The organism is Dactylosporangium sp. NPDC051484, assembly GCF_040689395.1.
Taxonomy (GTDB): Bacteria; Actinomycetota; Actinomycetes; order Mycobacteriales; family Micromonosporaceae; genus Dactylosporangium.
On sequence record NZ_JBFAZX010000043.1, the window covers coordinates 1 to 24,541 of the forward strand.

Annotated in this window: 22 protein-coding genes and 1 pseudogene; 9 read left to right on the top strand and 14 right to left on the bottom strand. The window is 67.8% G+C overall.

From position 1 onward, the window contains the following. Positions 1 to 79 precede the first annotated feature (79 nt). The 3 genes from AB0367_RS35790 (at position 80) to AB0367_RS35800 (ending at position 3,196) form a co-directional block, all read left to right on the top strand. Positions 80 to 682 (top strand): YdeI/OmpD-associated family protein, encoded by a 603-nt coding sequence (locus AB0367_RS35790; protein WP_366230987.1) that lies wholly within the window; start codon positions 80 to 82, stop codon positions 680 to 682. A 253-nt stretch (positions 683 to 935) separates the two neighbouring features. Further along, entirely contained in the window at positions 936 to 2,399 is a 1,464-nt protein-coding gene (locus AB0367_RS35795; RefSeq protein WP_366230956.1) for a hypothetical protein, read from the top strand. A gap of 314 nt (positions 2,400 to 2,713) precedes the next feature. Continuing rightward, entirely contained in the window at positions 2,714 to 3,196 is a 483-nt protein-coding gene (locus tag AB0367_RS35800) for a hypothetical protein (RefSeq protein ID WP_366230957.1), read from the top strand. A gap of 1,117 nt (positions 3,197 to 4,313) precedes the next feature. Here the strand turns inward: AB0367_RS35800 and AB0367_RS35805 are convergent. Continuing rightward, positions 4,314 to 5,336 (bottom strand): hypothetical protein, encoded by a 1,023-nt coding sequence (locus AB0367_RS35805; RefSeq protein WP_366230958.1) that lies wholly within the window; start codon positions 5,334 to 5,336, stop codon positions 4,314 to 4,316. A gap of 130 nt (positions 5,337 to 5,466) precedes the next feature. On the opposite strand from AB0367_RS35805, the gene AB0367_RS35810 reads away from it, so the two are divergent. Beyond that, a complete protein-coding gene (locus AB0367_RS35810; protein WP_366230959.1) occupies positions 5,467 to 6,135 on the top strand; it encodes a helix-turn-helix domain-containing protein in 669 nt (222 codons plus the stop codon). 1,136 nt (positions 6,136 to 7,271) lie between these two features. Here the strand turns inward: AB0367_RS35810 and AB0367_RS35815 are convergent. Continuing rightward, positions 7,272 to 8,063, bottom strand: a complete 792-nt coding sequence (locus AB0367_RS35815; RefSeq protein WP_366230960.1) for a hypothetical protein — start codon at positions 8,061 to 8,063, stop codon at positions 7,272 to 7,274. Positions 8,064 to 8,999: 936 nt separating this feature from the next. Here AB0367_RS35815 and AB0367_RS35820 point away from each other — a divergent pair. After that, on the top strand, positions 9,000 to 10,751 hold the full coding sequence (locus tag AB0367_RS35820; RefSeq protein ID WP_366230961.1) for a helix-turn-helix domain-containing protein: 1,752 nt from the start codon (positions 9,000 to 9,002) through the stop codon (positions 10,749 to 10,751). 115 nt (positions 10,752 to 10,866) lie between these two features. On the opposite strand, the gene AB0367_RS35825 is transcribed toward AB0367_RS35820, so the two are convergent. The 11 genes from AB0367_RS35825 to AB0367_RS35875 are packed head-to-tail and all read right to left on the bottom strand — an operon-like array spanning position 10,867 to position 20,231. Continuing rightward, entirely contained in the window at positions 10,867 to 11,100 is a 234-nt protein-coding gene (locus tag AB0367_RS35825) for a LysR substrate-binding domain-containing protein (protein ID WP_366230962.1), read from the bottom strand. 30 nt (positions 11,101 to 11,130) lie between these two features. Next, a complete protein-coding gene (locus AB0367_RS35830) occupies positions 11,131 to 11,469 on the bottom strand; it encodes a putative quinol monooxygenase (protein ID WP_366230963.1) in 339 nt (112 codons plus the stop codon). Then, positions 11,466 to 12,383: a carbohydrate kinase gene (locus AB0367_RS35835; RefSeq protein ID WP_366230964.1), complete on the bottom strand. Its 918-nt coding sequence runs from the start codon at positions 12,381 to 12,383 to the stop codon at positions 11,466 to 11,468. The genes AB0367_RS35830 and AB0367_RS35835 overlap by 4 nt, the downstream gene beginning before the upstream one ends. Next, on the bottom strand, positions 12,380 to 13,441 hold the full coding sequence (locus AB0367_RS35840; protein WP_366230965.1) for a LacI family DNA-binding transcriptional regulator: 1,062 nt from the start codon (positions 13,439 to 13,441) through the stop codon (positions 12,380 to 12,382). The genes AB0367_RS35835 and AB0367_RS35840 overlap by 4 nt, the downstream gene beginning before the upstream one ends. Positions 13,442 to 13,454: 13 nt before the next feature. Then, positions 13,455 to 13,928, bottom strand: coding sequence for a flavodoxin domain-containing protein (locus tag AB0367_RS35845; RefSeq protein WP_366230966.1), 474 nt, complete (start codon positions 13,926 to 13,928; stop codon positions 13,455 to 13,457). Next, positions 13,925 to 15,187 (bottom strand): FAD-dependent oxidoreductase, encoded by a 1,263-nt coding sequence (locus AB0367_RS35850; protein ID WP_366230967.1) that lies wholly within the window; start codon positions 15,185 to 15,187, stop codon positions 13,925 to 13,927. Before AB0367_RS35850 ends, AB0367_RS35845 begins: the two co-directional genes overlap by 4 nt. 1 nt (position 15,188) lies before the next feature. Beyond that, entirely contained in the window at positions 15,189 to 15,968 is a 780-nt protein-coding gene (locus AB0367_RS35855; RefSeq protein ID WP_366230968.1) for an ATP-binding cassette domain-containing protein, read from the bottom strand. After that, a complete protein-coding gene (locus AB0367_RS35860) occupies positions 15,965 to 16,966 on the bottom strand; it encodes an ABC transporter permease (RefSeq protein WP_366230969.1) in 1,002 nt (333 codons plus the stop codon). The genes AB0367_RS35855 and AB0367_RS35860 overlap by 4 nt, the downstream gene beginning before the upstream one ends. 51 nt (positions 16,967 to 17,017) lie before the next feature. Continuing rightward, a complete protein-coding gene (locus tag AB0367_RS35865) occupies positions 17,018 to 18,034 on the bottom strand; it encodes a sugar ABC transporter substrate-binding protein (RefSeq protein ID WP_366230970.1) in 1,017 nt (338 codons plus the stop codon). Next, positions 18,031 to 19,050 (bottom strand): hypothetical protein, encoded by a 1,020-nt coding sequence (locus AB0367_RS35870; RefSeq protein ID WP_366230971.1) that lies wholly within the window; start codon positions 19,048 to 19,050, stop codon positions 18,031 to 18,033. Before AB0367_RS35870 ends, AB0367_RS35865 begins: the two co-directional genes overlap by 4 nt. Beyond that, entirely contained in the window at positions 19,047 to 20,231 is a 1,185-nt protein-coding gene (locus tag AB0367_RS35875; protein WP_366230972.1) for a cytochrome P450, read from the bottom strand. Before AB0367_RS35875 ends, AB0367_RS35870 begins: the two co-directional genes overlap by 4 nt. Before the next feature lie 389 nt (positions 20,232 to 20,620). On the opposite strand from AB0367_RS35875, the gene AB0367_RS35880 reads away from it, so the two are divergent. From AB0367_RS35880 to AB0367_RS35890, 3 genes and pseudogenes are all read left to right on the top strand, one after another. After that, a complete protein-coding gene (locus AB0367_RS35880) occupies positions 20,621 to 21,130 on the top strand; it encodes a hypothetical protein (protein WP_366230973.1) in 510 nt (169 codons plus the stop codon). 174 nt (positions 21,131 to 21,304) lie between these two features. Continuing rightward, positions 21,305 to 22,294, top strand: a complete 990-nt coding sequence (locus AB0367_RS35885) for an IS4 family transposase (RefSeq protein WP_366230974.1) — start codon at positions 21,305 to 21,307, stop codon at positions 22,292 to 22,294. A gap of 320 nt (positions 22,295 to 22,614) precedes the next feature. Beyond that, positions 22,615 to 22,770, top strand: a pseudogene (locus AB0367_RS35890) (LuxR C-terminal-related transcriptional regulator); the annotation flags it as partial. A gap of 385 nt (positions 22,771 to 23,155) precedes the next feature. Here AB0367_RS35890 and npdG read toward each other — a convergent pair. Then, positions 23,156 to 23,824 (bottom strand): NADPH-dependent F420 reductase, encoded by a 669-nt coding sequence (gene npdG, locus AB0367_RS35895; RefSeq protein ID WP_366230975.1) that lies wholly within the window; start codon positions 23,822 to 23,824, stop codon positions 23,156 to 23,158. A 264-nt stretch (positions 23,825 to 24,088) separates the two neighbouring features. Here npdG and AB0367_RS35900 point away from each other — a divergent pair, with 264 nt between their 5' ends. Then, a complete protein-coding gene (locus AB0367_RS35900; protein WP_366230976.1) occupies positions 24,089 to 24,403 on the top strand; it encodes a transposase in 315 nt (104 codons plus the stop codon). Positions 24,404 to 24,541: the final 138 nt, after the last annotated feature.

Genomic DNA, 24,541 nt, shown 5'->3' on the forward strand with positions numbered 1-24,541 from the left:
CCGTTACGAGGCAACGGTCGGGATCGCCTCGATCATCATCTGGCTCCGCGCGAAACCCGACCGCCGTCAACCATGATCCATCAGACAGGCCCTAGATGAGTTGATCGTCGCGGACGCCGAGGCGCTGCGAGCGTGGTTGTTGAGCAACCACGCCACATCGGCGGGCGTATGGCTGGCCCTGACCAGGAAGGGCGGCACAGTCACCACGGTGACCTGGCAGCAGGCGGTTGACGAGGCCTTGTGCTTCGGCTGGATCGACGGACAGGCCCGTAAGGGGGATCAGGAGATCTCTTGGGTCCGGTTCACCCCGCGCAGGCCCCGCAGTTCCTGGTCGCAGCGCAACATCGCCCACGTGGCCCGGCTGGAGGCGCAGGGGCGGATGCTGCCTCCGGGCCGCGCCGCGGTAGAAGCCGCGAAAGCGGATGGACGGTGGGCGGTCGCCTACGCTCCGCCCTCGGAAGCTGAGGTGCCGGCCGACCTCATCGCCGCGATCGCCGCAGACCCTGCCGCGCAGGCCATGTTCGACGTACTCACCAAGACCAACCGCTTCGCTCTCATCTACCGGGTCAATGCCGTCAAGCGGGCTCAGACGCGCGAGCGAAAGATCAGCGAGTTCGTCGCGATGCTAGCCCGGCACGAGACTATCCACCCACAGAAGGCCAGACCTGCGAACCCGCCGTAGTCGATACTCCTATGATCAACAGCATTGATCTGCCGCTGATGCAGCGTGCTGGCTGCACCCCACGCGGTCACGCTCGGTGCCTCTTGGCGGATCACGCTGCCGCGCTCGGTCCTGCCGAGAACCGTGCAACTGATCATGCCGCTCGAACCATGTATACAACGCACGACCAACGGGCGCGTCGCGCGCTGGCCGCACCACTGGGATTCGCGGGTGGTGGCGGGGCCTGCTTGATCAACCGTCTACGCTCGTTCGCGTGCAGCGGGATGTCGTATTGCGTGGACTAGCGGAGAACCCCGCAGTACCGCTTGACATGCTAGTGCGTCTGCTGCGCGGCTGGCCGGAACCGGTTGCCGCGGGGCTTCAGGCCCGCGCTACCCTGCCCGTGACGTTGCAGGAGCGGATGGCCAACCACGAGTTGCGCCGGGTTCGGTGTGCCGTCGTCGGGTATGAGCGGTTGGACCCGGTGATTCGGGACAGGCTGCTCAGCGACCTGGACTGGTGGGTGAGCACGTGGGCTTTTACCAGGAGCAAGCAGCCGCCGCTACCTGACGAGGCCCTGATCCGGCTGATGACGAACCTACTCGACCCGCCGGATGACATGCCGTTTACGAACTACGAACTCTTCGAGGAGTTGTTTTTCGCGGACTGGAACCGGATCTTCGTCGCGGCTCGGCATCCTGACCCGCGGGTGCGCCGATTCGCGGTGCCCTACGCCTGGCGGGACGACCTGCGGTTCCTGCTGACCGACCCGGATTCGGAGGTGGCGGCGGCCGCGGCCTCGTCTATCGCTGAGCACGAGCGGCTCATGAAACCAGCCGACCTGTCGGAACACCATTGCCATGGATTCTGGTGGGTACTGCAGCGGCCGCTCTCCAAGGCGCTCGCCGAACAGGTGGCCGCCTCCGACGACGTCGAGGCCGTCCAGGCCGTCGCCAGCAACCCGACGCTCCCGCCCAACGTCGTCGAGATCCTCTCGCATCATGCGGAAGCCGAGGTCCGGGCCACGATCGCTGGCCGCGCGGACCTGGCCGCCGAACAGGTCGCGGCCTTCGCCGCTGATCTGTATCCGGCCGTCCGTGTCGTGGTCGCCACCCGCGCCGGACTCACCGGCGAACAGGTCGCTGCCCTCGCCGCCGACCCCGACGATGCCGTACGCATGGCGGTCGCGACTCACGCATACGTCTCCGAAGAGGAACGGGCGGTCCTCGACGGCAATGCAGACCTGGATCCGGACCAGGTCTTGCCGTGGGCGCGTTCGAACAATCCACGGCTGCGCCGCCGGGCTGCGCAGCGTCCGGACCTGCCTCCCGACATGGTCGACCTTCTCGCCGTTGACCCCGATGCGGAGGTAAGGGCGAACCTGGCCCTGAATCACCCCGGCGCTCCGAGTGAATTGCTGCTGAACTGCTACCTCGACGACCAGAGCCGAACCAGGCTGCTCGCCCTGCCACAGTTCCCGCGCACCGGGCTGTCCCGTTTCGCCGATCACGCCGATCCGCATGTGCGACTTCTGGTTGCCCGCGACCCCGACACGGACCCGGCAGTGATCGGCCACCTGACCACCGACCCACATCCGTGGGTCCGCAGGGTGATGGCCCGGTGTCCACGCCTACCCACCGACCGACTCACCGCCCTGCTCGACGACGCGGAACTGGCAGCGGATGCCGCCGCCAACCCGTCACTCGACTGGGAATCGGTCATCGAGGCGCTGCCATGAAACCGCGATCGCACCATCCGCTCATGCCGCCGCGGGCGCACTGGCGTTCATCGCCGTAGGTGACGCACCGTGATACATGGCCGTCTTTCCTGCCCCTGGCGCCGGTGTGTCACCACCGGATGAACTCGTGCTGCGCGCGGCGACAGCCGCCTACCTGGGTCACTACCGCGGGCAATCTCGCCTGCACAGTGAGTCGGACCTGCGGATCTTCCTGCGCTGGTGCGCCGATCACGACCTCGACCCACTCGCCGCGGTTCGGGTCGACATCCAGCAGGCGCGACGGTGCCACCACGATTGTTGTCGTCGTCGCGGCGATGACCTTCCAGGTCGATGTCGAACAGACCGGGCCCTTCCACGGAGGGCCGGTGGCCGACGACCCGGACGTCGAGCAGCTCCTCCATGATCTCGTAGCACTCACGGCACTGATTCGTACACGCTTCACTCACCGGCCGGCCGGGCACATGTGCGCCCTCTACGACGAAGTTGCCGAACCAAACCGACCCCGTGTCGTCGATCGCGGCGAGCAGCGGTCCGAACGGCGCGCAGCTCAACAGGGTGTAGCGCTCGTACAGCGGCTCGACCGGGAACACGCGGTCGACAAAGAGTCCATCAACGTCTATGCAGTCAGTCAGGGTGGCGCCGGTTTCCATGTCGAGCAGTCGCCAGCGCACGGGAAACAACACGCGCTGACCCTAGCCGATGGGCGCGCATCACGACCGGCGTGCGTACCCGCCAGGGGCTCCCTTTCGCGTCAGCCGAACGACTCCTCGCGCCGCCCGGCCGACTTGATCAAGTGAGTGAGCACGTTTGCCGCTGATACCGCGCCTGGCTGCCAGCGTCGATCACCGTCAGTTAGCAACACTAGAGTGATGCAGCATGGCCGGGGACGGCATGGCGAATTGGGTCGATCGGCCGTGCCTCGACTACTGCAGGCCAGTGGCAGTAAGGATGTCATAAACTGCATGCACCGTCATGAAGGTGCCCATCGCTGCGAAGATCGATCCGATGACACGGTCAAGGATGAGGGCGTCGCGCTCCGCTATCCGATTTCGCGGACGAAGCCGGGGAGACCATCTCATGGCGGCCCGAACGTGCTTGCGAGCAAGGTCGCGGTAGTTCGTAGCCAGCACAACGCCAACGGACGTGATCAGTAGACTGATCACCAAACCGAGCACAAGGCGCCACAGCTGCACGACTCATTCTCACCGACCCGTGCAACGTCAGTACGGAAGCGCGCTCGTGGCCAAATCCTCGATCAAGGCAGTACGCGTCCGGATCTGCCGCGATCCGGGCGCCCTCGGCGCCGTGTATCGGGTCAACGCGAAACCGGCTTCAACGATCAGTGATCGGCCGGCCGCGTTGCGCTTTGGCAGTTCTGTGACGTGCCCCCGGCAAGAGACAAACCTGCACGGTTTGATCGTGGCTCTGCCTGAGTTGAGCTGCGAATATACTGATTCTAACCTGGGGACTGGCTCGGCCGGAGCCGTTGCAGGTTGGTGGTTCGGCCTAGCTCGGTCCGGCCGCTGTCAGGGCTCGCGTTCACGCTCTCGGCGCGCCAACAAGATCACTACCACACTCTCCGGCCATACTCCGACGACGATGCCTCGTCCGATGAGTCCGGCAGTTCACTGTTCGCTTACCTGACAGGCTGGTTCGACCTGTGGCGGGTGGATGACCGCGCGGTTGCCGTCGGGGTCGGTCATGGGGACAAGGAATTTCCCCTGCAGTCGATGCTCGTCGTGGGCGACCTGAGCAACGGTCCTACGGCTGAGCCACCAACATGATTGAGTAGCTCAGCGATGCTGCCGCGCTGATCGGCCGCGGACAACGCGTGCCGTCCGAGGCCGCTTTATTCATTCCTCGGTGTAGGGCGGGCGCCATGGCTGCCGCCTCGTCTGGCTTCGCTGGCGTGGGTCAGCCGGAGTAGCGTTCGGCGATCGTGGCGAAGGCGGCTTTGGGCTCCCAGGGCATGTCGGGGTAGGTGTCGCCGTTGCGGCCGTCGAGGACCTTGACGATCCCGAGGCTGGCGAGGTCGAGGTCGTCGCGGGGATCGCCGTCGGGGCGGTGGGGCAGGTTGTAGAGCGCGAAGAGGTGTACGAAGGTGCTGTCGACGCCCTCGCTGTCGAAGATTTCGAGCAGTTCGCTGAGGTATGCCGCCTGGCCGGCCTCGTCGCGCTGGTACTGCCCGTTGAGTCGCAGTGGCGCGCCGGTGGCTTCGCCGTATTCGAGGATTTCCATGCTGCGTGGCGCGACGTCGCTCGCACCGCGCCAGGTTGCGGTGCCGAAGCCGGTGATGGCGACGGGTTTGGGTTGTGCGACGAGGGTGCGTACGCCGTCTCGGAATTGATCGGCGACCTCCGCGGATCGGATGAGTTCGAGGGTCACGAAGTCGAAGAGGTCCCAGTCGACGCCCTCGAACGGTATGGCGGCGTAGGTGACCTTTCCGTGGAAGCGTTCGCGGATCGCTGCCACGGCGGTGCGGAGGAAGCGGTCGAGGCGGGAGCGGACTTCGGCGATTCGTTCGGCCCGGCCGTCCGTGGTGTCCAGCAGGCGGCTGAGGCGTTCGTCGATACGGTCGCCGTCGAAGAATCCTCGGTTCATGATGCTCAGCTCGACGCCGGTGACGAACACGACCTCGGCTCCCGTCGTGCGGAGTCGCTCGGCCCGCTGGGCGGAGTCGAGGAGCAGCGCGAGGATCTGGTCGGTCTGCAGGTCCAGCGGGCATGGCGAGAACCAGACCTCCAGTCCGAGTTCCGCGGAGTGGGCGGCGAGCTCCAGGCGCTGCGGGTCGCCGCCGACGATCTGGACGGCGTTGCAGTGCAGATCGTCGCGGATGATGGTCAGCTCCCGCCGGACCAGCTCGGGGTCGAAGCGCTCCACCGAGTTGTGGCCATCGCGGATGAAGCCGGTGTCGTAGGCCATGCCCTTGGCTCGCATGTGTGTCGGTCCTTCCCGGGTTGGGTGCTGTCGCGGATGGTTCGCGGCGACGCTACCAAATTTTTGCGCGCACGCAAGTTTACGTGTACGTAAGTTTGCGTGTACGCATGTATTGTGCGATGGTGAGGGCGTGACAACAGGCCGGCCCACCTTGCGTGAACGAAAGAAGCAGGCCACCAGAGAGGCGCTGCGGGCGGCGGCGCTGCACCTCGCGCTGGAGCGCGGGCCCGAGAACGTCCGCGTCGACGACATCGCCGAGGCCGCCGGCGTGTCGCCGAGGACGTACAACAACTACTTCTCAAGCCGCGAGGAGGCGATCATCGCGGCGGTTACCGCAGAGCGTGCGTCACGAGTCGCGGCAGCCGTGGCCGCCCGGCCCGCCGATGTCAGCCTCGCCGACGCGGTCATCGATGCCGTCATCGGGCAGTACACCGACCCGGACGACCATGCGCGTAACGCACTGCTGATGATCACATCCAGCCCCGCCTTGCGCGCCTGCTACGTCGACACCGTCACCGCGATCGAGGGCCCGCTCGCCGAAGCCATCGCCGAACGCTGTCCAGACATGGACCAACTGACCGCCGAGGCGCTGGCCGCCAGCGTCGGCGCCGCCGCCAAGGTCGCGATTCGGCAGTGGCTGCAGTCGACGAGCAAGGCTGCATCGCTACCTGGCTTCGTGGTGGCGTCGGGCTCTCTGCCGGACCTCACGCGGTCCGCGTTGATGCCGCTCGCACCAGCACTCGACACCGCTGCGAACCGCTCACGCCACCGACAGGTTTCACCCAGGGCGATTGCGTAGTTGTTCTATAGGTTGATTGACCTCCATAGAGGTGAGGAAAGCGGATGAGGCCGCATCTGTGATCATGGATTTCCATCCGCTTCACGGCACCGAGAAAGACCTCACCCGCCGATGGCATCATCGCTCATCCCGATACTGGCCGTAACGGCAGCCGCCACCGACGCTCCGCCGTCGCCGATCACCGATGGTGAACACCGCGGGCTGCTGCACGCGCTGGCATGCTGTTCCCGACCCGCGTGACCCGAGCGGGGTGTGCTATCCCTTGCCCCCATCGCGGATCGCAACGCGGCCTGGTCGCAGTGCTGACCAGCCGCTACACCCTGTCGTCATCGCCCCCATCGGGGATCGCAACTGGTGGCAGTGCGGACCGAACAGCTTTGTGTTCATGGTCGTCATCGCCCCCATCGGGGATCGCAACCGCAAGATGCTGTCCTCGGCGTCGCCGATCAGCATGGTCGTCATCGCCCCCATCGGGGATCGCAACGCCTGGATGTGCAGCGGCCCTTCGGGGCGGAACAGGAGGTCGTCATCGCCCCAATCGGGGATTGCAACAGGGGGTCGCGAAGCTCGGCGCCGAGCTGGCCGAGCAGTCGTCATGTCATCGCCCCCATCGGGGATCGCAACGTCTGCTGCGTCTCCATCGGACTCCCATCTCCGACGCAAGTCGTCATCGCCCCCATCGGGGATCGCAACGTCATCACCAAGTGGGCCGGCGACCTCGAATCAGACATGTCGTCATCGCCCCATCGGGGATCGCAACCCGCAGCAGTCGGCGCCGGAGACGAGCTCGGCGCCCGTCGTTATCGCCCCCGTCGGGATCCCAGCACGACAAGGCCCGCAGCACGGCACATGTGCAGGAGAAGGGCGACACAGTGCGGTGGCAGCCGGTCTCCCCCACCCTGATGCGGCATTTGCTGCTGCATGCGGAGCAGCGTCAGGCGCCGGCGTGACGGGCAGTTGCTGCGGTACCGACATGGCCGGCCGATCACGCGCCGGCGCTACGACACGCTGGCGGGACCGTCCGCAAACGCCGTCACGGTGGTTGGCGCGGGCAGGTGGCGGGCGGCCAAGCTGGTGGACCTCGTTACGGCCCGTACTGCTGCGCCGGCTGGACGCGGACGCCGCAGGCCCGGGAGTCACGCACCGCGACCACGGCGGACATCGCGGTAGCTCAAAGGAATGGCGGCAGCCAGCAGGAGCAGGCCCACCGTGGTGAGGGCGCGGACGCCGAAGAACAGGTAGTCGCCCCACAGGGCGGGCGGGCTGACGTCGGCGGGGAGGGTGAGTGCGGCGACCAGGTCGCCGGTCGTGAGGACCGTGCCGGGCAGCATCAGCAGCAGGCCGGCGGCCAGGACGAACAGGCTCAGGCGGCGGGCGGCGAAGCCGAGCAGCGCCCCGGCGGCCAGGCCCAACGCGTAGCCGGCCGCGGTGAACGGCCAGACGGGCGCGGGCTGGGAACGGGCGAGTTCTACGGCGACGGCCTCGGCGGGGCCGCCGGGGGGCGACGGCCGAGCCGTCGCGTGAGCGGGGTAGACGTTGACCCACAAGTCGGCGCGGCTGAGGGCGGATCCACCGTAGTCAGGATTGTCGCTTTTGTGCCAGTCTTGTGCAGCGAGGCCGGCGGTGATGGCCTCGACGGTGGCGGTCGTGGTGATCATGAAAACCGAGCCGCCGTTGTAGTCGTCGTCGCCGATGATCCAGGTCAGCGGGCCTGCCGGGTGCTCGTAGGCGAAGGCGGCGTCGTGGCGTTCGACCACGCGCAGGCCGGTGTTCGGGCCGATCAGGCTCAGCGCCGCCTGGTCGGACGGGAGGGCCGGCGCGCCGCGCCAGCCCGCCCAGGCGCCCAGTGCGGCGCCGACCGCGGCCACGGTGAATGCGGTAACGATGGCGGTAATGACCCGCGCCGGGGTCGCGCGGCTGGCAATCATCATTGCCTCTTTCTCGATTCGTCGTGGCTGCGGTCAGCGTAGATGGATCAGTAAACCCAGACCGGGTTGTGGATCGTCACCCTGGACCCCGGTCGGTGGAAGCCCAGGTTGTGCACCAATCAAGCGCCCGACCTCCCCGGCAACGACGGCGCCAATTTTTCGTCCAGCGATAACCGGCCGTTTATTTATTCCGTATAGAGCTGCCGCGATGTCCGCCGTTGGTCCCGGCCCGTGACTCCCGGGCCTCACCCTCCGTCGCCGGTCGCGCGGGGCTCCGTCGCCGGATGCGTCCGCGCCTCAGCGGATGCCGTGGCCGTGCGGGCCGTCCGGGTCCGCAGGACCCGAGCCGGACGCCGCCCCGAGGTGATGCCGCGCAACGGGCCGATTGGCCGGCGGCACCGAATGCCACCGGCCAGATCCGTCCATGTCGTCGCCGCAGTGACAGCGGCCCGGAAGATATTCAATGCGACGACGCGGTGTTGATCAGATCTCGATCATCGCCGGTCTGCCGGCCATTCATCACCCGGGTCCGAACGGTCAAACGCCGCGACGTCTCTGCACGTGACTGCGAACCTCGCGTCCATCTGACGGCCATTGGTTGTGGTCATCGGATGCTCCACGTTGACCGGCCTATCAGGCGGTGCGCAACGGCCCCCGTTGATCACCGTCGCGCCTCGCTTGCCGCTGTGGCCAATGGTTTTCCTAGCGGTGGTTCCAGGTGGAGTCGCCTGGACGGCTATGTCGATCTGCTCGCTCATGCCGAAGGGATGCGTCTCGAAGGGATGTGTCGCAGGACGCGACGCCGATACAGCATCGCAACGAGGGACGTCCCAACGCCATGTCCCGGCGCGAATCCGGGACGCTGGGACGCCAGGGCCAGCCCGGGCTGCGGGGACGCGGCCATCCCGGGACGGCGGCGATCCGTCGATCGGTACGATGCTGCCCGTCGTACAGCGGGAAGGGACGGCTATGCCGCGACAGCATGACGAGCTTGCCGGTCTGCTGACCGAACTCAAGGAGCGCAGCGGCCGCAGCTATGCGTGGATCGGCCTGAAGGTCAATGCCAGCAAGTCAGCAGTACACCGATACTGTGCAGGCCACGCGGTTCCGCACGATTTCGGGATGATTGAGCGTATTGCCCGGGCGTGCGATGCCGACCAGGCCGACCTCGACCAGCTGTACAAGCTGTGGGCGGCGGCCGTGCGCGACGAACCGCCGGTCGTGGAGCCGGCAACCGGCACAGCGATGGCGGACGATCCTGCAGCGCACGCGGCTGACGCAGTGCCGCCGACTGCTCCCGCGCCGGTGGTTGCGACGATGCCGCGCAACGCGTCGCCCAGGCCCGGCCGGACACTGGGTGGGCGGCATCACCGGACGTACGTATTGATATTTGCCGCCGTGGTGCTCCTGACGGCGACGGCGATCGTGGTCCTGAACCGAACGCCCCAGGGGCGGCCCAGCGCCGCCACCCAGTCGGCTACGCCGCAGTGGATCAGCGGCCCAACCTGGAACTTGCCACCCCAGCCGGTACCGAAGCCGTTCTTCGGTGTCACGATCAACAGCTCGACCGGTGACATGCCCGGCTTCACCGTCGGTGCGGTGCGTCTGTGGGACAGCGAGACCCGATGGGCGCAGATCCAGCCGACCCGTGGCACCTTCGACTGGTCGGTGCTCGACCGGCTGGTCTCCGGCGCCGAGCATGCGGGTCTGCCTGTGCTCTTCGTGTTCGGCGGCACGCCAGGCTGGGCCGCTCCGAACGGACGGCGCTCGGTGTACCCCGAGGACGCGCGGTCGACTCCGCCAGACAACCTCCCCGACTGGGAGGCATTCGTCCGCGCGGTTACCGACCGCTACCGGGATCGCATCCAGGCGTACGAGCTGTGGGTGCTCGCCACCGATCAGCGGATGTACTCGGGCAGCGTCGAGACCCTCGTGGACATGACGCGACGGGCGAGCGCGATCGTCCGCGCTGCCGACCCGAAGGCCACCATCGTCTGTCCCGGCATGGGCGACCTGTGGAACCCGGAAGGTCAGCAGATGCTGCAGCGTTTCGCAGGGCTCGGCGGGTATGACTACTGCGACGTCGCCGGAGTCAAGCTGCACCAGCGCTCCGCCGATGACCCGCCGGAGACGATGCTCGAACTCACCACCCTCATCGACCACGTCTTCCACGAGGCGGGCGCACATCCACCGCTGTGGAACACCGGCACGACGTACACGATCCCCTTGCAGGGACCGCTCGACCGCACCAAGGCGCGAAACTACGCCGTTCGCTTCTTCCTCGTCGGACTCCTCACACGCAACACCAACCTTCAGCGCATGTATTTCTACAACTGGGGAGGCACCAAGATTCCGATCGTGCTACAGGCGGACGGCGGCGAGCCGACCAGCGCGGGAAGGGCCGTCGAGCAATTTCAGGCATGGCTGTCCGGCGCAGAGATCCGCTCATGTGGCCACGGCCCGGCGGTCGACTTACCAGTCAACGCCTGGGAGTGTCGGTTCACCGTGATGACGCTCGAAGGCACACGCCGCGCCGTCGTCCGATGGACACACACCGGCACGGCGGCGATGCGGGTCGAGCAGGACGCGACCGTGCTACGCCGGCTCGACGGCAGCACCGTCGCCGTGACGCCCGGCAGCGACCTGGTCCTGAGCGAAGAGCCGGTCTTGATCCAATTCGGCAGCTGAACCGGGGCAGGGCTCGAACTTCGGCGAGTCGCTTGACTGCGTACTCGTCGTCCCCGCAGACGGCAGCTTCCCATGCGGCCGACGCCATACATAGAGAGTGAACCGGGCTGGAGTACTAGGTGCCGGCGGCGAGCGTCATCGCGGTCCGCACGAACGTGGCCAGCGCCCGGGAACGGTCCCGGGCCCGCCAGGCAAGGAGCATCGCGATCGCAGGAGCGTCCGGCACCGGCACGCACACCACGTCGCGGCGGACCTGCCGGCCGACCGACTCGGGCAGCAGTGCGAGCACCCGGCCCAGCGCAACGAGCTGCAGGACGCACCCACCATGCAAACACTCGACGGGCTTCATCTGCTCGGCGGTCGGCTGCCAGCCGCCAGCTCATGAGGACGGAAGATCGCCGGTTGCGTTCCCGGTCCCGTGCTGTGCGTCCAACCGCGTGAGCATCTCCAAAGCCGATCCCCGACCTCCCAGCAGGGACTGCAGGGCCCTGTTGAATCGGGCGTTCTCTGGGGAGCGGCAGTGCTGTTCGAAGGCTCGGTCGTCTTCGTATCGTTCCACGACCACGAGGCCGTGGTCCTCCCGCGAGGCATACAGCTCGAACCGGAGGTTGCCGGGTTCGTCGCGCACAGTCTGCGCGTAGTCCTCAAGCAGACGTCGCAGTCGATCGAAAGTCTCCGGAGTCGCCGCTATGCGAGCGATCAGGTCGACCGTGCTCATGGCGCTACCACCTCATTCCATCGCGGCGGGTCGGCGCCTTCGCGGCCGACGGTGATCGCCGCGCATCGCGCGGCGTACCTGCCGACGTCTACCACCGTCGACAGCTCCTGCCATGCACTCCGTTCGTACTTGAGCAGGCGTGCCAGCATCCCTGACATGAACGAGTCCCCTGCGCCGATCGTGTCGACGACGCGGACTCGCGGTGCCGTTGTGCGGACGTCGCCGTCCGCGCAACGCAGGAGCGCACCGCTGGCGCCGAGGGTCAGGGCCACCACGCGGCGGGCTGCCGGAGTTGCTCCGCCGAGTTCGTGGAGGTGACGCACCACATCGTGATCGGCGACGTCCGGATAGAGGAAGGCCGCGTCCTCGTCGCTCAGCTTCACAACGGTCGCGCGCTCGGCGATCGACTCGAACCGTGCGCGAGCCGATGCGGGGTCTCTGAGCGCGCTCGGGCGGATGTTGGCATCAACAGCGACGGGGACATCCGTGCTCGCCGCATGCTCGACGATGCGCTCGACCTCGTTCGCGCCTGGCTCGAGGAACAGCGCAAGCGAACCGACATGGACGAGCGGCCGATCGGCGATCGCGGTCGGTGGAACCGCCGGAAGGGTCCACACGATGTCAAGTTCGTAGCGTGCCGCTCCGCCCGCGTCGAGCACGGCGCGGGCTATTGACGTTCGATCGAGGCACGCGGAGTTTCGCTCGACGCCGACGCCAGAGTCCTCGACCCATGCCTTGACCAGTTCTCCGTATGTATCGTCGGCGAGCGCGGTGAGCAGTTCGGTGGGGACGCCGAGCCGGGCCAGCCCGATCGCGACGTTCGCAGGTGAGCCGCCGGGTCTGGTCATGCTCCCGTTGCGGGAGTCGATCACATCGACGAGCGCCTCCCCGATCGCCAGTGCCGGGCGGCTCATGCGGCGAAGGGTCCGGGCAGCTCACCGGAGCCGCGCTCGATCAGGACTGTGGGGAGGACGTGGTTCATCGCGGGAGTCGTGCTCGCGCCGTTCATCCGCTTGACCAGCGTCTCGGCGGCGAGCGTTCCCATGCGGAGCGGATCCTGGGTGATGACGGTGAGTCCGGGCTCGACCAGGTCGGCGCCCTCGAACCCGTCGAAGCCCACGATGGCGACGCGGTCGTGCGCGCCGTGCGCGCGGATCGCACGGATGACCGGTGCGCACAGGGCGTTCTGCGCGACGAACAGCGCCGTGGGAGCGCCGGAACGTAGGAGCAGTGCGCGACTGGTCTGCTCGACATCTGCGGAGGATGAGAAACCACGCGCGACCAGCGAGTCGTCGATCGGGATGCCGGCGGTCTCGAGGGCACGTCGGTAGCCGTCGTAGCGCAGTTGCGACGACACGACCCCGGGCCAGTCCCCGATGAATCCGATCTGTCGATGCCCATGGCTGATGAGGTGACGCACACCGGTCTCCGCACCGCCGAGGTTGTTCGAGACAACGGAGTCGACGTTGAGGAACGCGGGCGGCCGGTCGATCAGGACGATGTGGGTTCCGGCGCGGATGTCGGCGCTCAGGTAGCTGTGATCGTGGCTCGCGGGCATCATGATGAGTCCATCAACTCGCCGTGCGGCAAAGGTCGCGACCGCGGCGCGTTCGCGCGCGGCGTCCTCATCGGTCGACGCTGACAGCACTGCGATGCCGCGGGTTCGGAACACGTCCTCGACGGCGCGATGCAGCATCGACGAGAACGGATTCGAGATGTCGACCAGGATGAGGCCGATCGCCGCGGACGTCGTTCCGGCCCGCAGCTGGCTCGCGGCCAGATTGTGGCGGTAGTCGAGCCGTTCCATGGCCGCGTGCACCCGTTCCACGATCTCCGCCGATACGTACTTCTCGCCGTTGATCACTCGCGAAACGGTCTTCGGGCTGACGTCGGCCAACGCGGCGACATCGCGCATGGTGGAACGCTGGTAGCGCTTCACGGGTGAGGTGGTGTCTTCCTTCTGGTTCGTCATCAGCTCGACCGGCTCATCGCTCGCTGGCGGTCAGGAGCACGGTGGCGCGGAGCCCTTCCAGCCACGTCAATGCGACGTCGCTCGCCGCGTCCCTCCCGGATGCGTCGTGCCTGCCGTACTCACCGACTCTGGTGGCGCCGAGTCCGGTGAGGGTCGCGTCGATGATCTCGCTGCCGTGGCTGTAGGTGTCGACGTAGCTGGAGTCACCCATGCCGAACATCGCGTACCGGAGTCCGGTGAGGTTAGGACATTCGCGCTCCAGGCCCGCGTGGAAGGGTCGGGCGCTGGCAGGCAGCTCGCCGTCGCCGTACGTCGAGCAGACCACCAGATGGAGCGCGGCGACGTCGATGTCGTCGACGGGCTGATCCGTCATGTCGACGACATCGGCCTCGATGGTGTCGTCGAAGCCGGCGATCGCGTCCAAGAGGTCGTTCGCGACGAATTCCGCGGTGCCCGACTCCGTCCCGAAGAGGATCACGACCCTCACCTGTCTACCTCCATCCGATCGCCGTCGGCGACCACGTTGCGCGATGCCAAGCGCAGCAATTGTTCCCTATCAGTGACCTTGCTGCGGAATCTTCCCGCACTCGCGTGTGCGACCTCGTGGGCGTCGATCGCTCGCCAGCCCGAGAAGTCGACGGCGCGCTCCCGCACGTGCTCGGGCAGGCCCGGCCATCCGGGCCGCCCGGTGCGCACCTTTCCGGCCTCGACGTCCGCGGCGATCGCGTCGGCCACCTCTCGCGCGTCGACCCGGTTCTCGGGGATGGTGCCACGGGGACCGCGGCGGTACCAGCCGGTCCGGTAGATGCTGGGGAGCGCCGAGATCACCTCCGGTCCCGTGTCGTCGCCCGGGTAGAGCCGCTTCGACGAGTGCTGGAACCCGATGGCGGTGATCACCGCATCCGCACCGAGCCGCAGCCGGCTGCCGTCCGACGCCGCGAACTCGACCAGGCATGCATCGCCGTCGGCCAGGATTCGTTGCGGGGTCCACCCGAACCGCAGCACGACGGTGGTCCCGGCCGCCGGATCGCTCGAGTCCCGCAGCTCTCGAATGACCTCCGCGATGCGAGACGGATCGTCGGCGGACTCGCCGTCGACGTCGAAGCGGACGCCGGGCAGTCCGCGAAGCTCCCGCAGGACGACGGGGTCGAACTTGGCCGCTGCCATCGGCGAGCGTCCGATCACCTCCAGACGCCGGACTCCGGCGCCGCGCAGACGACGCAGGACCGCGTCGTCGACGTCGGAGTCCGCGAACGCGTCGAGCGGCTTGAGCAGCAGGCGCATCAGATCGCCCGCCACGTTGCCGTTGCCGATCAGCACGAGGTTCGCGCCAAGGCGAATCTCCTCGCCGGCGGAGTCAGGATGTCCGTTGATCATCCGCACGATGCGGCCGGCCCCGATCACCCTGGGGTGGTCCTCGCCGGGGATGTCGAGCAGACGGTCGTCGTCGAGTCCGGTCGCGACGACGATCACATCGAAGTTCGCCTCGATCTGGTCGGTACTGACGTCGGTTCCGACCTCGACGTTGCCGGCGAAGCGGACACCTTCTCGTTCGAAGAGCCGGTCGAACTGGCGCGTCACCGCCTTCGTGCCTTGGTGGTCCGGCGCCACGCCGTACCGTACGAGGCCGAAGGGAACCGGGAGCCGGTCGAACACGGTGATCGCTGCGTCCGGCAGGCGTTTGCGCAGGAACTGGGCGGTGTAGCAGCCCGCCGGTCCGCTGCCGATGATCGCGACGGTCACCACCTCAGTCGCCTTCCCTCGCGCCGGTGATCAGCGACACGAGGTCCTCCGCGGTCACGTCCGCGGTGCGACGCTCGGCGACCAGACGGCCACGGCGCAACACGAGCACCCGGTTCGTGATCCGCTTTACCTGCGCCATGTTGTGGCTGACCAGCAGCACGGAGATGCCGCGCTGCGCGAGCCTCATGATCAGCTCCTCCACTTTCGCGGTCTCGCGGACGCCAAGAGCCGCGGTCGGCTCGTCCATCACGATGAGCCGGTGGCCGCCGTACGTGGCTCGCGAGATGGCGATCGCCTGCCGTTGACCCCCCGAGAGACGCTCGACGGGTGTGCTGAGCGACGGCACGTTCACGTCGAGTGCGGCGAGGTGTGCCTTGGCCTCCGAGCGCATGCGGCGGCCGTTGAGCCATCCCAGCAGGCCGCGGCGGACGATCTCGCGCCCGAGGAACAGGTTGGTGGTGATGTCGAGGTTCGGCGCCAGGGCGAGATCCTGGTAGACCACCTCGATGCCGAGGTTGCGTGCATGGCTGGGCCCGGTGATGCGATGCGCCGTGCCGTTGACCAGCAATTCGCCGTCGTCGGGCTGCAGGACCCCGGCGATCACCTTGCTGAGCGTCGACTTTCCCGCACCGTTGTCGCCGACGAGGGCGACCACTTCGCCATGGCCGATGGTCAGCTGGATGTGGTCGAGCGCCGTGACACCGCCGAAGTGCTTGCCTACGTCACGCATCTCCAGCAGCGGATGCTTGTCGGTCCAGACGGGTGTCGCTGCCTCGGTGGTCACGAGATCCTCCTGGCGAGGTACTTGCGGAACTGGTCGACGCCGACGGCGAGCACAAGGATCGCGCCGGAGACGATCTGCTGAATGAACGGCGAGACCCCGCCGAGGTTCATGCCGTTCTGGATCAGGCCGATGAGGATCGCACCGAAGAACGCGCCCACCGGGCTGCCGGTGCCGCCGAACAGCGACACGCCGCCGATCGCGGCCGCGGCGATCACCTGCAGCTCGAAGCCTTGGGCGAGGTTGCCGCCCGCCGAGTCGAGGCGGCCGGCGAGCATGATGCCGCCGAGGCAGGCGAGCATCGAGCAGATGATGTACGCCGTGACGCGGTAGCGCAGCACCGGAACACCGGCGCGCGCGGCCGCTCCCTCCGACCCGCCGATGGCCCGCAGCCCGACACCGAACTTGGTCTTGACGATGACGATGGCGCTGATCGCGGCCACCAGCACGGCGATCACCGCGGGCACCGGCACGCCGGCGATCAGTCCCCGGCCGAGCCAGCGGATGGGATCCGGGAGGCCGGTCGTGTTGATGCCGCCGGTGAGCTGCAGGGCGACCCCGCGCCAGACCAGCAGTCCGCCGAGCGTCACGATGAACGCGGGAAGGAGAACTCTGCCTACCAGCACGCCGTGCAGCACACCGATCACGGCGCCGACGAGGAGACAGATCAGCAGACTCAGGGACCACGGAAGGTCGTTGGCGACGGTCAGCACGCCGAGCAGCGTGGCCGAGAGCGCCCCGACCGCCGCGACGGAGAGGTCGATCCCGGCCGTGATCATGACGAACGTCTGCCCGGTGGCGAGGATCACCAGCACCGCGGCCTGCGCGAAGATGTTCGAGAGGTTTCTGGGAGTGAGGAAGGCGTCGTTGCTGACGGCGATCACGACAGCTACCAGGAGCGCGCCGATCAGCGCGGCCCCCCACGGGGGAAACGCGGGGAGTCGGCGAAGCAGGGGTGTGTGGATCGCCGGCGTTGCGTCTGCGGAGAGTTGGGTGGTCATCGTTGGTCCTTCAGGGGGTCGGCTGGGGCGGCGCTGCGCCGGCCCGCGTGGTCAGGAGGCCTTTTTGATGAACTCGCGCAGGATGGGCGGGTTGCTGTCGATGAACTTGCCGACGTTGTCCGGGGTGAGCAGGACGGAGCCGGTGTCGATCCGCTTCTCGACCGTCTCGCCGCACGCGGCCTTGACCGCGGTGTCGATGGCGGTGTAGCCCATCTTGTAGAGCTGCTGGGCCACGATGGCGTCGACCTTGCCCTGCTCCATCAGCGCGATGGCGTCGGGAGCACCGTCGAACCCGACGAGGAAGATGCGCTTGCCGTGGCTCTTGAGCACCGGCACCGCGGCCACCGTCGAGCCGTCCCAGGCGTTTGCCACAGCCACCACGTCGGAGTTGGCCGCGAGCAGGTCCTCGAGGCCCTTCTGGGCGGCCTGCGCATCCCACTCCGTCTGCACCTCGAGCACGGTGACACCCGGGTACTTCTTCTTCATGGTGTCGACGAATCCATTCCGTCGATCGCGACCGGTGGAGTAGGCCTGGGAGCCGTTGATGAGGACCACCTTGCCTTTGCCGCCGATGTGCTCGGCCACCGCCTCGGCCTGCTGCTGCGCCGCGGCGTAGTTGTCGGTGGCGACGAACGAGGCCAGATTGCCGCCGTTGATCTGCGAGTCCAGGTTGACCACCGGGACACCGGCGGTGTTGGCCTCCTTGACGGCGGGAACCAGGGCCGAGGAGTCGACCGGCGCGAGCGCGATCGCGTTCGCGCCCCCGGCGATGACGTCCTGGACGACGGTCACCTGTCCGGCCGCGTCGCCATCCTTCGGCGGGCCGAAGGATCGCAGCTTCACGCCGCGATCCTTGGCGGCGTCGGTCGCGCCCTGGCCGATGATGATCCATCCCTGGTTGGTGACCGACGGGTTCACATACCCGATGACCAGCTTCTTGGGGTCGCAGCTGCCGGACGCGGCCGATGCGGGCGAGTCGGTGCCCTCCATCGAACAAGCCGTGAGCGCCGTGAGTGCAAGAACGCCGGAGCCGAACAGCGCGGCGATCCTCGTGCGTGCTGACGTCATGGTCCTGGTTGCCTTTCTGGGGTGATCGTGGCGGGGTTGGCGGGGGTTGCGAGCAGAGCTCGGAGGTCGAGCGCGGTCAGCCGGCCGCCGACCATCCACTCGCACACGACGAGCGTTCCGTCCGGCGAGACGGCGACGTCGTGGGGTGCGTTGAACGCGCCTGGGGAAAGATCGGGCCGCACGGTCACTCCCTCACGGACCGCGTTCGGCCACCCTTCTCGGTCGAGTACGGCCGAATCGGCGGCGCCCAGGTTCGCAACGAGGCGGTCCTGCGCGTCGAACACCAGCACGCGGCCGTGCAGATCCGCGACCACGAGGTGGTCCCGCCACACCGTCATGCCGGATGGGCGGTCGACCTCGCCTTGGCCGATCACCGCGACCACGTCGGCGGACCGAGGATCGAGCGCGAGGATGCGGCTGTGCCCGCGGTCGGCGATCAGCAGCCTGCCTGCGCGCCGCCCGTCCCAGGCGATCGAGTGCGGGTTGTCGAGGTCGACATCGCCGAGTCCGATCGTGCCAAGCAGCGTTCCTGAGCGCGAGTACCGGTGCACGAGGTCAGCGCCGTAGCCGTCGGCCACCCAGATGTCGTCGGCGGCGACCACGGACGTCGGGCGAAAGACCTTCTCCCGGTAGATCGGCAGATCCGGGCGTCCGATACGTGCTCGCACGTGACCGTCGCGGCCGATCGCGAGCACCTGCCCGCCGTCCCCGGCTACGTGGGTGGTGTAGTTGCCGTCGTCGCCGCGGCACTGCTTGTTTCCCGGATCGGCGAGCCACAGCGTGTCGCCGTCCACGGCGATCCCGTGGACTTCGCGCGCCGGGACGGCAACGGACCACAATGCCGTTCCCGTCGGGTCGAAGGCGATGACTCGCGGTTCGAGGGCGTCGGTCGTCAGGAAGGTGCCGTCGTCATATGCCATCCCCGGATGGGCCCAACCGGGGGAAGCGGGAGTGAGCACATGGGTCAGGTCTTGCCACAGGGTGGCCGACGAGATGTCGGCGGGTGACGCGGTCACGCCGCGAACACCAGGGGCAACGTCTCGAAGCCGCGTTCGTTCATCTTCAGCACGCGCTCGGGCTCGCCGTCGAGCGCGAATGGCGCGAGATGCGGCAAGCCGTGCTGTAGAACGATCTTCGCCTCCAGCCGTGCGAGGGGAGCACCGATACAGAGGTGTACGCCGCCGCCGAACGCCATGTGCTTGCCGACGCGCCGGTTGATGTCGAGTTGATCCGGATCGTCAAACCGGTCGGGGTCGCGATTGGCTGAGCCGTAGACCAGCGTCACCGTGGCGCCTTCGGGAATGGTCACACCGTGCAGTTCGACGTCCCTGGTGGCAGTGCGCGAGGAATTCTGGATCGGACTGTCGAAGCGGAGGAACTCCTCGATCATCGCGGGCGCGGATTTCACTGCCGCGTCCTGCACCTTCGCTCGCAGTTCCTCGTCGCGTGCCAAATACCAGAAGATGTTCGTGAGCAGGTTCTTGGTGGTGGAGATGCCGGCAGCGATGACGAGCGTGCTCATCCCCACCTGTTCGATGTGCGTGAGCGGCCGGTCGCCGACGACACCGTTGGCGATGGCGGAGAGCAGGTCGTCCCTTCCATTGCCGCGACGCGTGGCGAGCTCTCCTGCCAGGAAGTCACGCACCTCGGCGGCGGCCGTGAGCGCCGAGGGCGGGATTGCCTCATTGCCGGATTCCCGGCCGAACATGCTGATGAAGCGTCCATAGACCCAGTCGTGATCCGAAGGGTCGATACCGAGCAGATCACAGACGACGCCCAGCGGGAGTCGGGTGCAGAACTCGCCGGCGAAGTCAACCCGGGAACGTCCGGCCAGCCGCTCGCTCAGCTCATGCACGCGCCGGGTCACGTCCTCTTCCTGCATGCGCACGAACCCGGGAGAGATGTGGTCTTTCAGCACCAGTCGGAACAGGTCATGGCCGGGTGGGTCGGTCTCCGCCACGTTGCCCTCGCCGAAGAAGATGCTGCCGGTCTTGTCCAGGTCGATGCCTTCGGCGCTGCTGTATGTCTGCCAATCGCGGTTGGCGTCGACGACGTCGTCCCAACGGGTCAGCGCGTAGAAGCCTCGCTCCGCGTTGAAATAGACGGGGTGCTCCTGACGGAGCATGGCGTACGTCGGGAACGGATCGTCGATGAAGACCTTGTCGAACGGATCCCAAAGTTGCGTCCCACCGGTCATGCGATCTCCTTCGATCGTGTGCCCAGCGCACCCGTCAGGTCGCCGGCCTCCAGGCTCTGTCCACGTTGTCATACTCTCGACAAACGCCACTGTATGGGCACTGAAAGCGGTATGTCAACGTGGTCAGCGAGAAGCCGTACGGGTCCGGTTCAAGGAGCGCGCGAAGGGCCGTGTCGCCCACGCCGCGGCGCGGCGAAGACGAACGTGTAACGCTGCCCGTTCCCCCCTTGGCCAGGCCCCCGCGGCCGGTCCGGAATCATGTCCGCGTTCGTGGACGGCATCATCGACGTGTCGACCAGGAAAGCCCGGCCGTCGCCCTCGCCGAGCAACAGGTCGAACGCATCACCGCCCACGCCGAGGACCTCGTCAAGATCGCGACGATCCGGCTGATGGCTGCCCGGCCGACCAGGGTGCCGCAGCGGCTGCGGCCGGGGTTCTGGGACAACGACGGGCGCTGCTGCGGCACGGCCGGCGTCGGCGACATCCTGCTCGACGCGGCGCAGTCCGGCTTCGCCGATGAACGCGACAGCGCGGAGTACGCCCGGCACGCGCTGGTCATGGGCGACGCCCTCGTCGGGCGGGCCATCGTCGACGGCGACGGCGCGCACTGGCGGTTCGTCGAGCACCGGCAGGATCCGCCGCTGCTTGCCTCGCGGACCTCGTGGATGCCGCCGGGATCGCCGCCTACCTGCTGCGCCGAATTAGCCCGTTTCGTCGAGGACGGCCTGGCGACGGCTGCGGGCGTGGACCGGCCGGAGCAGTGGTGGGCGGTACCCGAGCGCCTGCGGGTCGTCAACGCGCCGCCGCACGCCGACGTGCTGCGCGACCAGCGGGCTCAGCGCCGGCCGGCCGCCCCGGCGGTCACGGCCCGCAGCTCGTCGAGCGGCTCGCGGACGTAGTGCGGCAGCTGAAGACGGCCTGTGCCGTGTTCAGGCGGCGTGGTGCCCGGTGCTCTCCCGCAACACCAGCTCGACTGGGAACCGCTGCTGGTGGCCGGACGGGACGTCGTCGTCCAGGAGCAGCCGGGTCTTCGGTCAGGGCTATGAAGAGGTGGCCCGATTGCTGACCGAGGGTTGGGCTGGGCGCGTAGCTGGCGGGGTTCGTGGCAGGTGCCGACCACAGCGGCGATCACCCGGGCCCGGGCCCGGTTGGGGCCGGAGCCGATCAAGGCGTTGTTCGCCGCGGTGTGCCGGCCGGTGGCCACCCCGGCGACGGTCGGTGCCTTCTACCGGGGATGGCGTCTGGTCGCGGTGGACGGCACCACCTTCGATCTGCCCGACACAGTGTCCAATGTGGACTTCTTTGGCCGGCCGGGTTCGGGCCGCGGCAACGGCAGCGGCGCCTACCCGCAGGCGCGGGTCACGGCGGTGGCCGAGTGCGGCACCCACGCCGTCTTCGCCGCCACCACCGGGCCACTGTCCACCCATGAGACCGTCCTGGCCCAGCAGCTGTTCGGCGCGCTGAGTCCGGGCATGCTGCTGCTGGCCGATCGGGGATTCCTCAGCTTCGACCTGTGGCAGGAAGCCGCCGCGACCGGCGCAGACCTGCTCTGGCGGGTCAAGTCCGTCGCTGTGCTGCCCGTGATCGAGCAACTGAGCGACGGCTCATACCTGTCGCACATCTTCGCCGCACGCGACAGGCGCCACACCGACCCGGTCACCGTGCGGGTGGTCGAATACACCATGCCCGGTCAGGCCACCGTCTACCGGCTGATCACCACGATCCTGGACCCGGCAGCCGCCCCGGCGCTGGACCTGGCCGCGCTCTACACCCAACGCTGGGAGATCGAAACGTCCCTCGACGAGCTGAAAACCCATCAAGGCCAACCGGGCATGGTCCTGCGATCACAAACCCCGACCGGGGTCGAGCAGGAAATCTACGGCTTCCTCCTCGTGCACTACGCCATACGCAGCTTGATGCACCACGCCGCCACCGGCGCCGACATCGACCCCGACCAGGTGTCCTTCACCCGCACCCTGCGCCTCGTCCGCCGCCAGGTCACCACCCAGGCGGCGTTTTCCCCCCTCACGACTGACCCGGGCACTACGCCGGGCCATCCGTGAAATCCTGCGCCACCTCACCACCCGCCGCCCCCGCAGCAACCCCCGCGTGATCAAACGCAAGATGTCGAACTGGAAACTCAAACGGGCCCACCACCCAGACCCCGCACCTCCCGACCACACCATCACCATCACTGAAGCCACCCAAACCCAGCCCTGCCAAGCGAAAGAAGCCAGCCAACACGGCTTAAGTCAGCGGTATTGGGTCTAAGGCCGAGTAGCCGGGAGGAGGTCGCTGCCGGAGGGCCGACAGCGTTCGTGGCAGTACACGGTCTCGACGATCGACAACCGCGGGCGGGTCGCCGACGCGTCCGTCGTCCGCGGTCCTCACCCTCGTCGGCAAGGGCCTGTCCAACACGGAGATCGCGACCGAGCTGTACATCAGCGCGGCGACCGCCAAGGCGCACGTCGCCCGGCTGTTCACCAAGCTCGGCGCGCGCGACCGGGTCCACCTCGTCATAGTCGCCTACGAGGCCGGCTGGTCGGCGCGCCCGACTGACCCCCTGCCGTGGTCGACCACCGCTGCCGGTGGCCGACCACGGCGCGCCCGTCAGGGCAGCTCGAGCCACCGCGCCACGGCCGCCCACATCTCCCCCAGCATCTCCGGGCTGTTGAGGTCCGCGTGGGAACAGGGCAGCCGCGCCTCGCTGATCCGCCCGCCGATGTACGGCTCCCACAGGTCCGTCGGCTGGATGCCCTTGCGTGACGCCGCCCGCGGCGGCCCCTCACCAAGTACTCACCGGACATGATCAAAACGACGCTCGAAGCGCACACGAGGCGACCTTCCCCAGACCGGGTCCGCCGCGACACCGTCACGAAGCGTCAAGCCAGCACACGGCTTGACAAGCGATCCCCGATAGGGAATCAGACGTCGGTGACGCGGATGCCGGCGTGGGCCTTGTACCTGCGGTTGATCGAGATCAGATTGGCGGTCAGCGCCTCGACCTGGTGGGCGTTGCGGAGCCGTCCCGCGTAAACGCCGCGGGCGCCGGGGAGGCGCTCGGCGAGGGCGCACACGACGTCGATGGCCTTACGGTCGTCGCCGAGCACCAGCACGTCGAGGTCGATCTTGGCCACCGTAGGGTCGAGCAGGAGCGCCGCGGAGACGTGGTGGAATGCGGCCACCACCCGACTCTCGGGCAGCACCGCAGCCGCCTGCTGCGCCGCGCTGCCCTCCTCAACCGGCAGCGCGTACGCACCCTGCTTGTCGAAGCCGAGAGGGTTGACGCAATCCACCACGATCTTGCCGGCGAGCTGGTCGCGCAGGGACGCCAGTAGGGCCCCGTGGCCCTCCCAAGGTACGGCGACGATCACGGTGTCGGCCTCCGCAGCCACGGTGGCGTTCTCGTCGCCGCGCACGCCGATCTCACGCGCGGCCTCCTGCGCCCGCTCGGCGCTCCGTGAGCCGATCAGCACGGTGTGTCCGGCCTGCGCGAACCTGCGAGCCAGGCCCTTGCCCTGGTCGCCGGTCCCGCCGAGGATCCCGATGGACAAGGTGGATACGTTGGGCAGATCTGCGGTGTGCTCAGCCATACGGCTGATCATGCCAGTGCGGGAGGCATTCGCTTCCTGTCCGAGCCTGTGAGATCAAGCATTCGGCACCCGGATACACCATGGCCGTGAGCGCGATCAGCGCGCCGGCGAGGCCGGCGGCAAACGCGCGGCGTCGCGATGAACTGCTGGGCGGGTGCCGCCTGACCACGATCACCTCGTGGCTCCGGCGGGAGTTGCCCCCTGATCTTGGACACTTGAACCTTGGATCTGGTAATCCGGGGAGATCAGGAGTCCTGGTAAACGATGGTGAACAAGCACTACCCGGTCGGGTTCAAGGCCGACGCTGTGGCGTTGTACCGATCTCGGCCGGGTGCCACGATCGCGCAGACCGCTGATGACCTCGGGGTCAATCGGAAGACGCTGCGCGGCTGGGTCCGTGCCGACGATCAGCGGCGAGGCGGCCTGGCCGGTCCCGCATCGTCGGCTGCGAAGCCGCACGCGACCGGCTCGGTCGAGGAAGAGAACGCCGAGCTACGCCGGCGGATCCGTGAGCTGGAAGAAGAACGGGACATCCTGCGGAAGGCTGCCCGGTATTTCGCCGGGGAGACGCGCTGGTGAGACACCCTCTGTCAACCTTCGCCTCATGGGGTGGGCGCGACGGCGCGGTTTCGGTTTGCGGTGTGGGTGTCCTCGTCGTAGGTGACGCCGAGGCGTAGGCAGTGCCAGAGCAGTTCGAGCCAGCGGTTGCCGAGTTGC

Coding starts and splice junctions, on each gene's coding strand:
- AB0367_RS35800 (WP_366230957.1), top strand. CDS start 2,714: ATGACCTTCCAGGTCGATGTCGAACAGACCGGGCCCTTCCACGGAGGG.
- AB0367_RS35805 (WP_366230958.1), bottom strand. CDS start 5,336: ATGCGAGCCAAGGGCATGGCCTACGACACCGGCTTCATCCGCGATGGC.
- AB0367_RS35815 (WP_366230960.1), bottom strand. CDS start 8,063: ATGATTGCCAGCCGCGCGACCCCGGCGCGGGTCATTACCGCCATCGTT.
- AB0367_RS35820 (WP_366230961.1), top strand. CDS start 9,000: ATGCTGCCCGTCGTACAGCGGGAAGGGACGGCTATGCCGCGACAGCAT.
- AB0367_RS35825 (WP_366230962.1), bottom strand. CDS start 11,100: ATGAAGCCCGTCGAGTGTTTGCATGGTGGGTGCGTCCTGCAGCTCGTT.
- AB0367_RS35830 (WP_366230963.1), bottom strand. CDS start 11,469: ATGAGCACGGTCGACCTGATCGCTCGCATAGCGGCGACTCCGGAGACT.
- AB0367_RS35835 (WP_366230964.1), bottom strand. CDS start 12,383: ATGAGCCGCCCGGCACTGGCGATCGGGGAGGCGCTCGTCGATGTGATC.
- AB0367_RS35840 (WP_366230965.1), bottom strand. CDS start 13,441: ATGACGAACCAGAAGGAAGACACCACCTCACCCGTGAAGCGCTACCAG.
- AB0367_RS35860 (WP_366230969.1), bottom strand. CDS start 16,966: ATGACCACCCAACTCTCCGCAGACGCAACGCCGGCGATCCACACACCC.
- AB0367_RS35865 (WP_366230970.1), bottom strand. CDS start 18,034: ATGACGTCAGCACGCACGAGGATCGCCGCGCTGTTCGGCTCCGGCGTT.
- AB0367_RS35875 (WP_366230972.1), bottom strand. CDS start 20,231: ATGACCGGTGGGACGCAACTTTGGGATCCGTTCGACAAGGTCTTCATC.
- AB0367_RS35880 (WP_366230973.1), top strand. CDS start 20,621: ATGGCTGCCCGGCCGACCAGGGTGCCGCAGCGGCTGCGGCCGGGGTTC.
- npdG (WP_366230975.1), bottom strand. CDS start 23,824: ATGGCTGAGCACACCGCAGATCTGCCCAACGTATCCACCTTGTCCATC.
- AB0367_RS35900 (WP_366230976.1), top strand. CDS start 24,089: ATGGTGAACAAGCACTACCCGGTCGGGTTCAAGGCCGACGCTGTGGCG.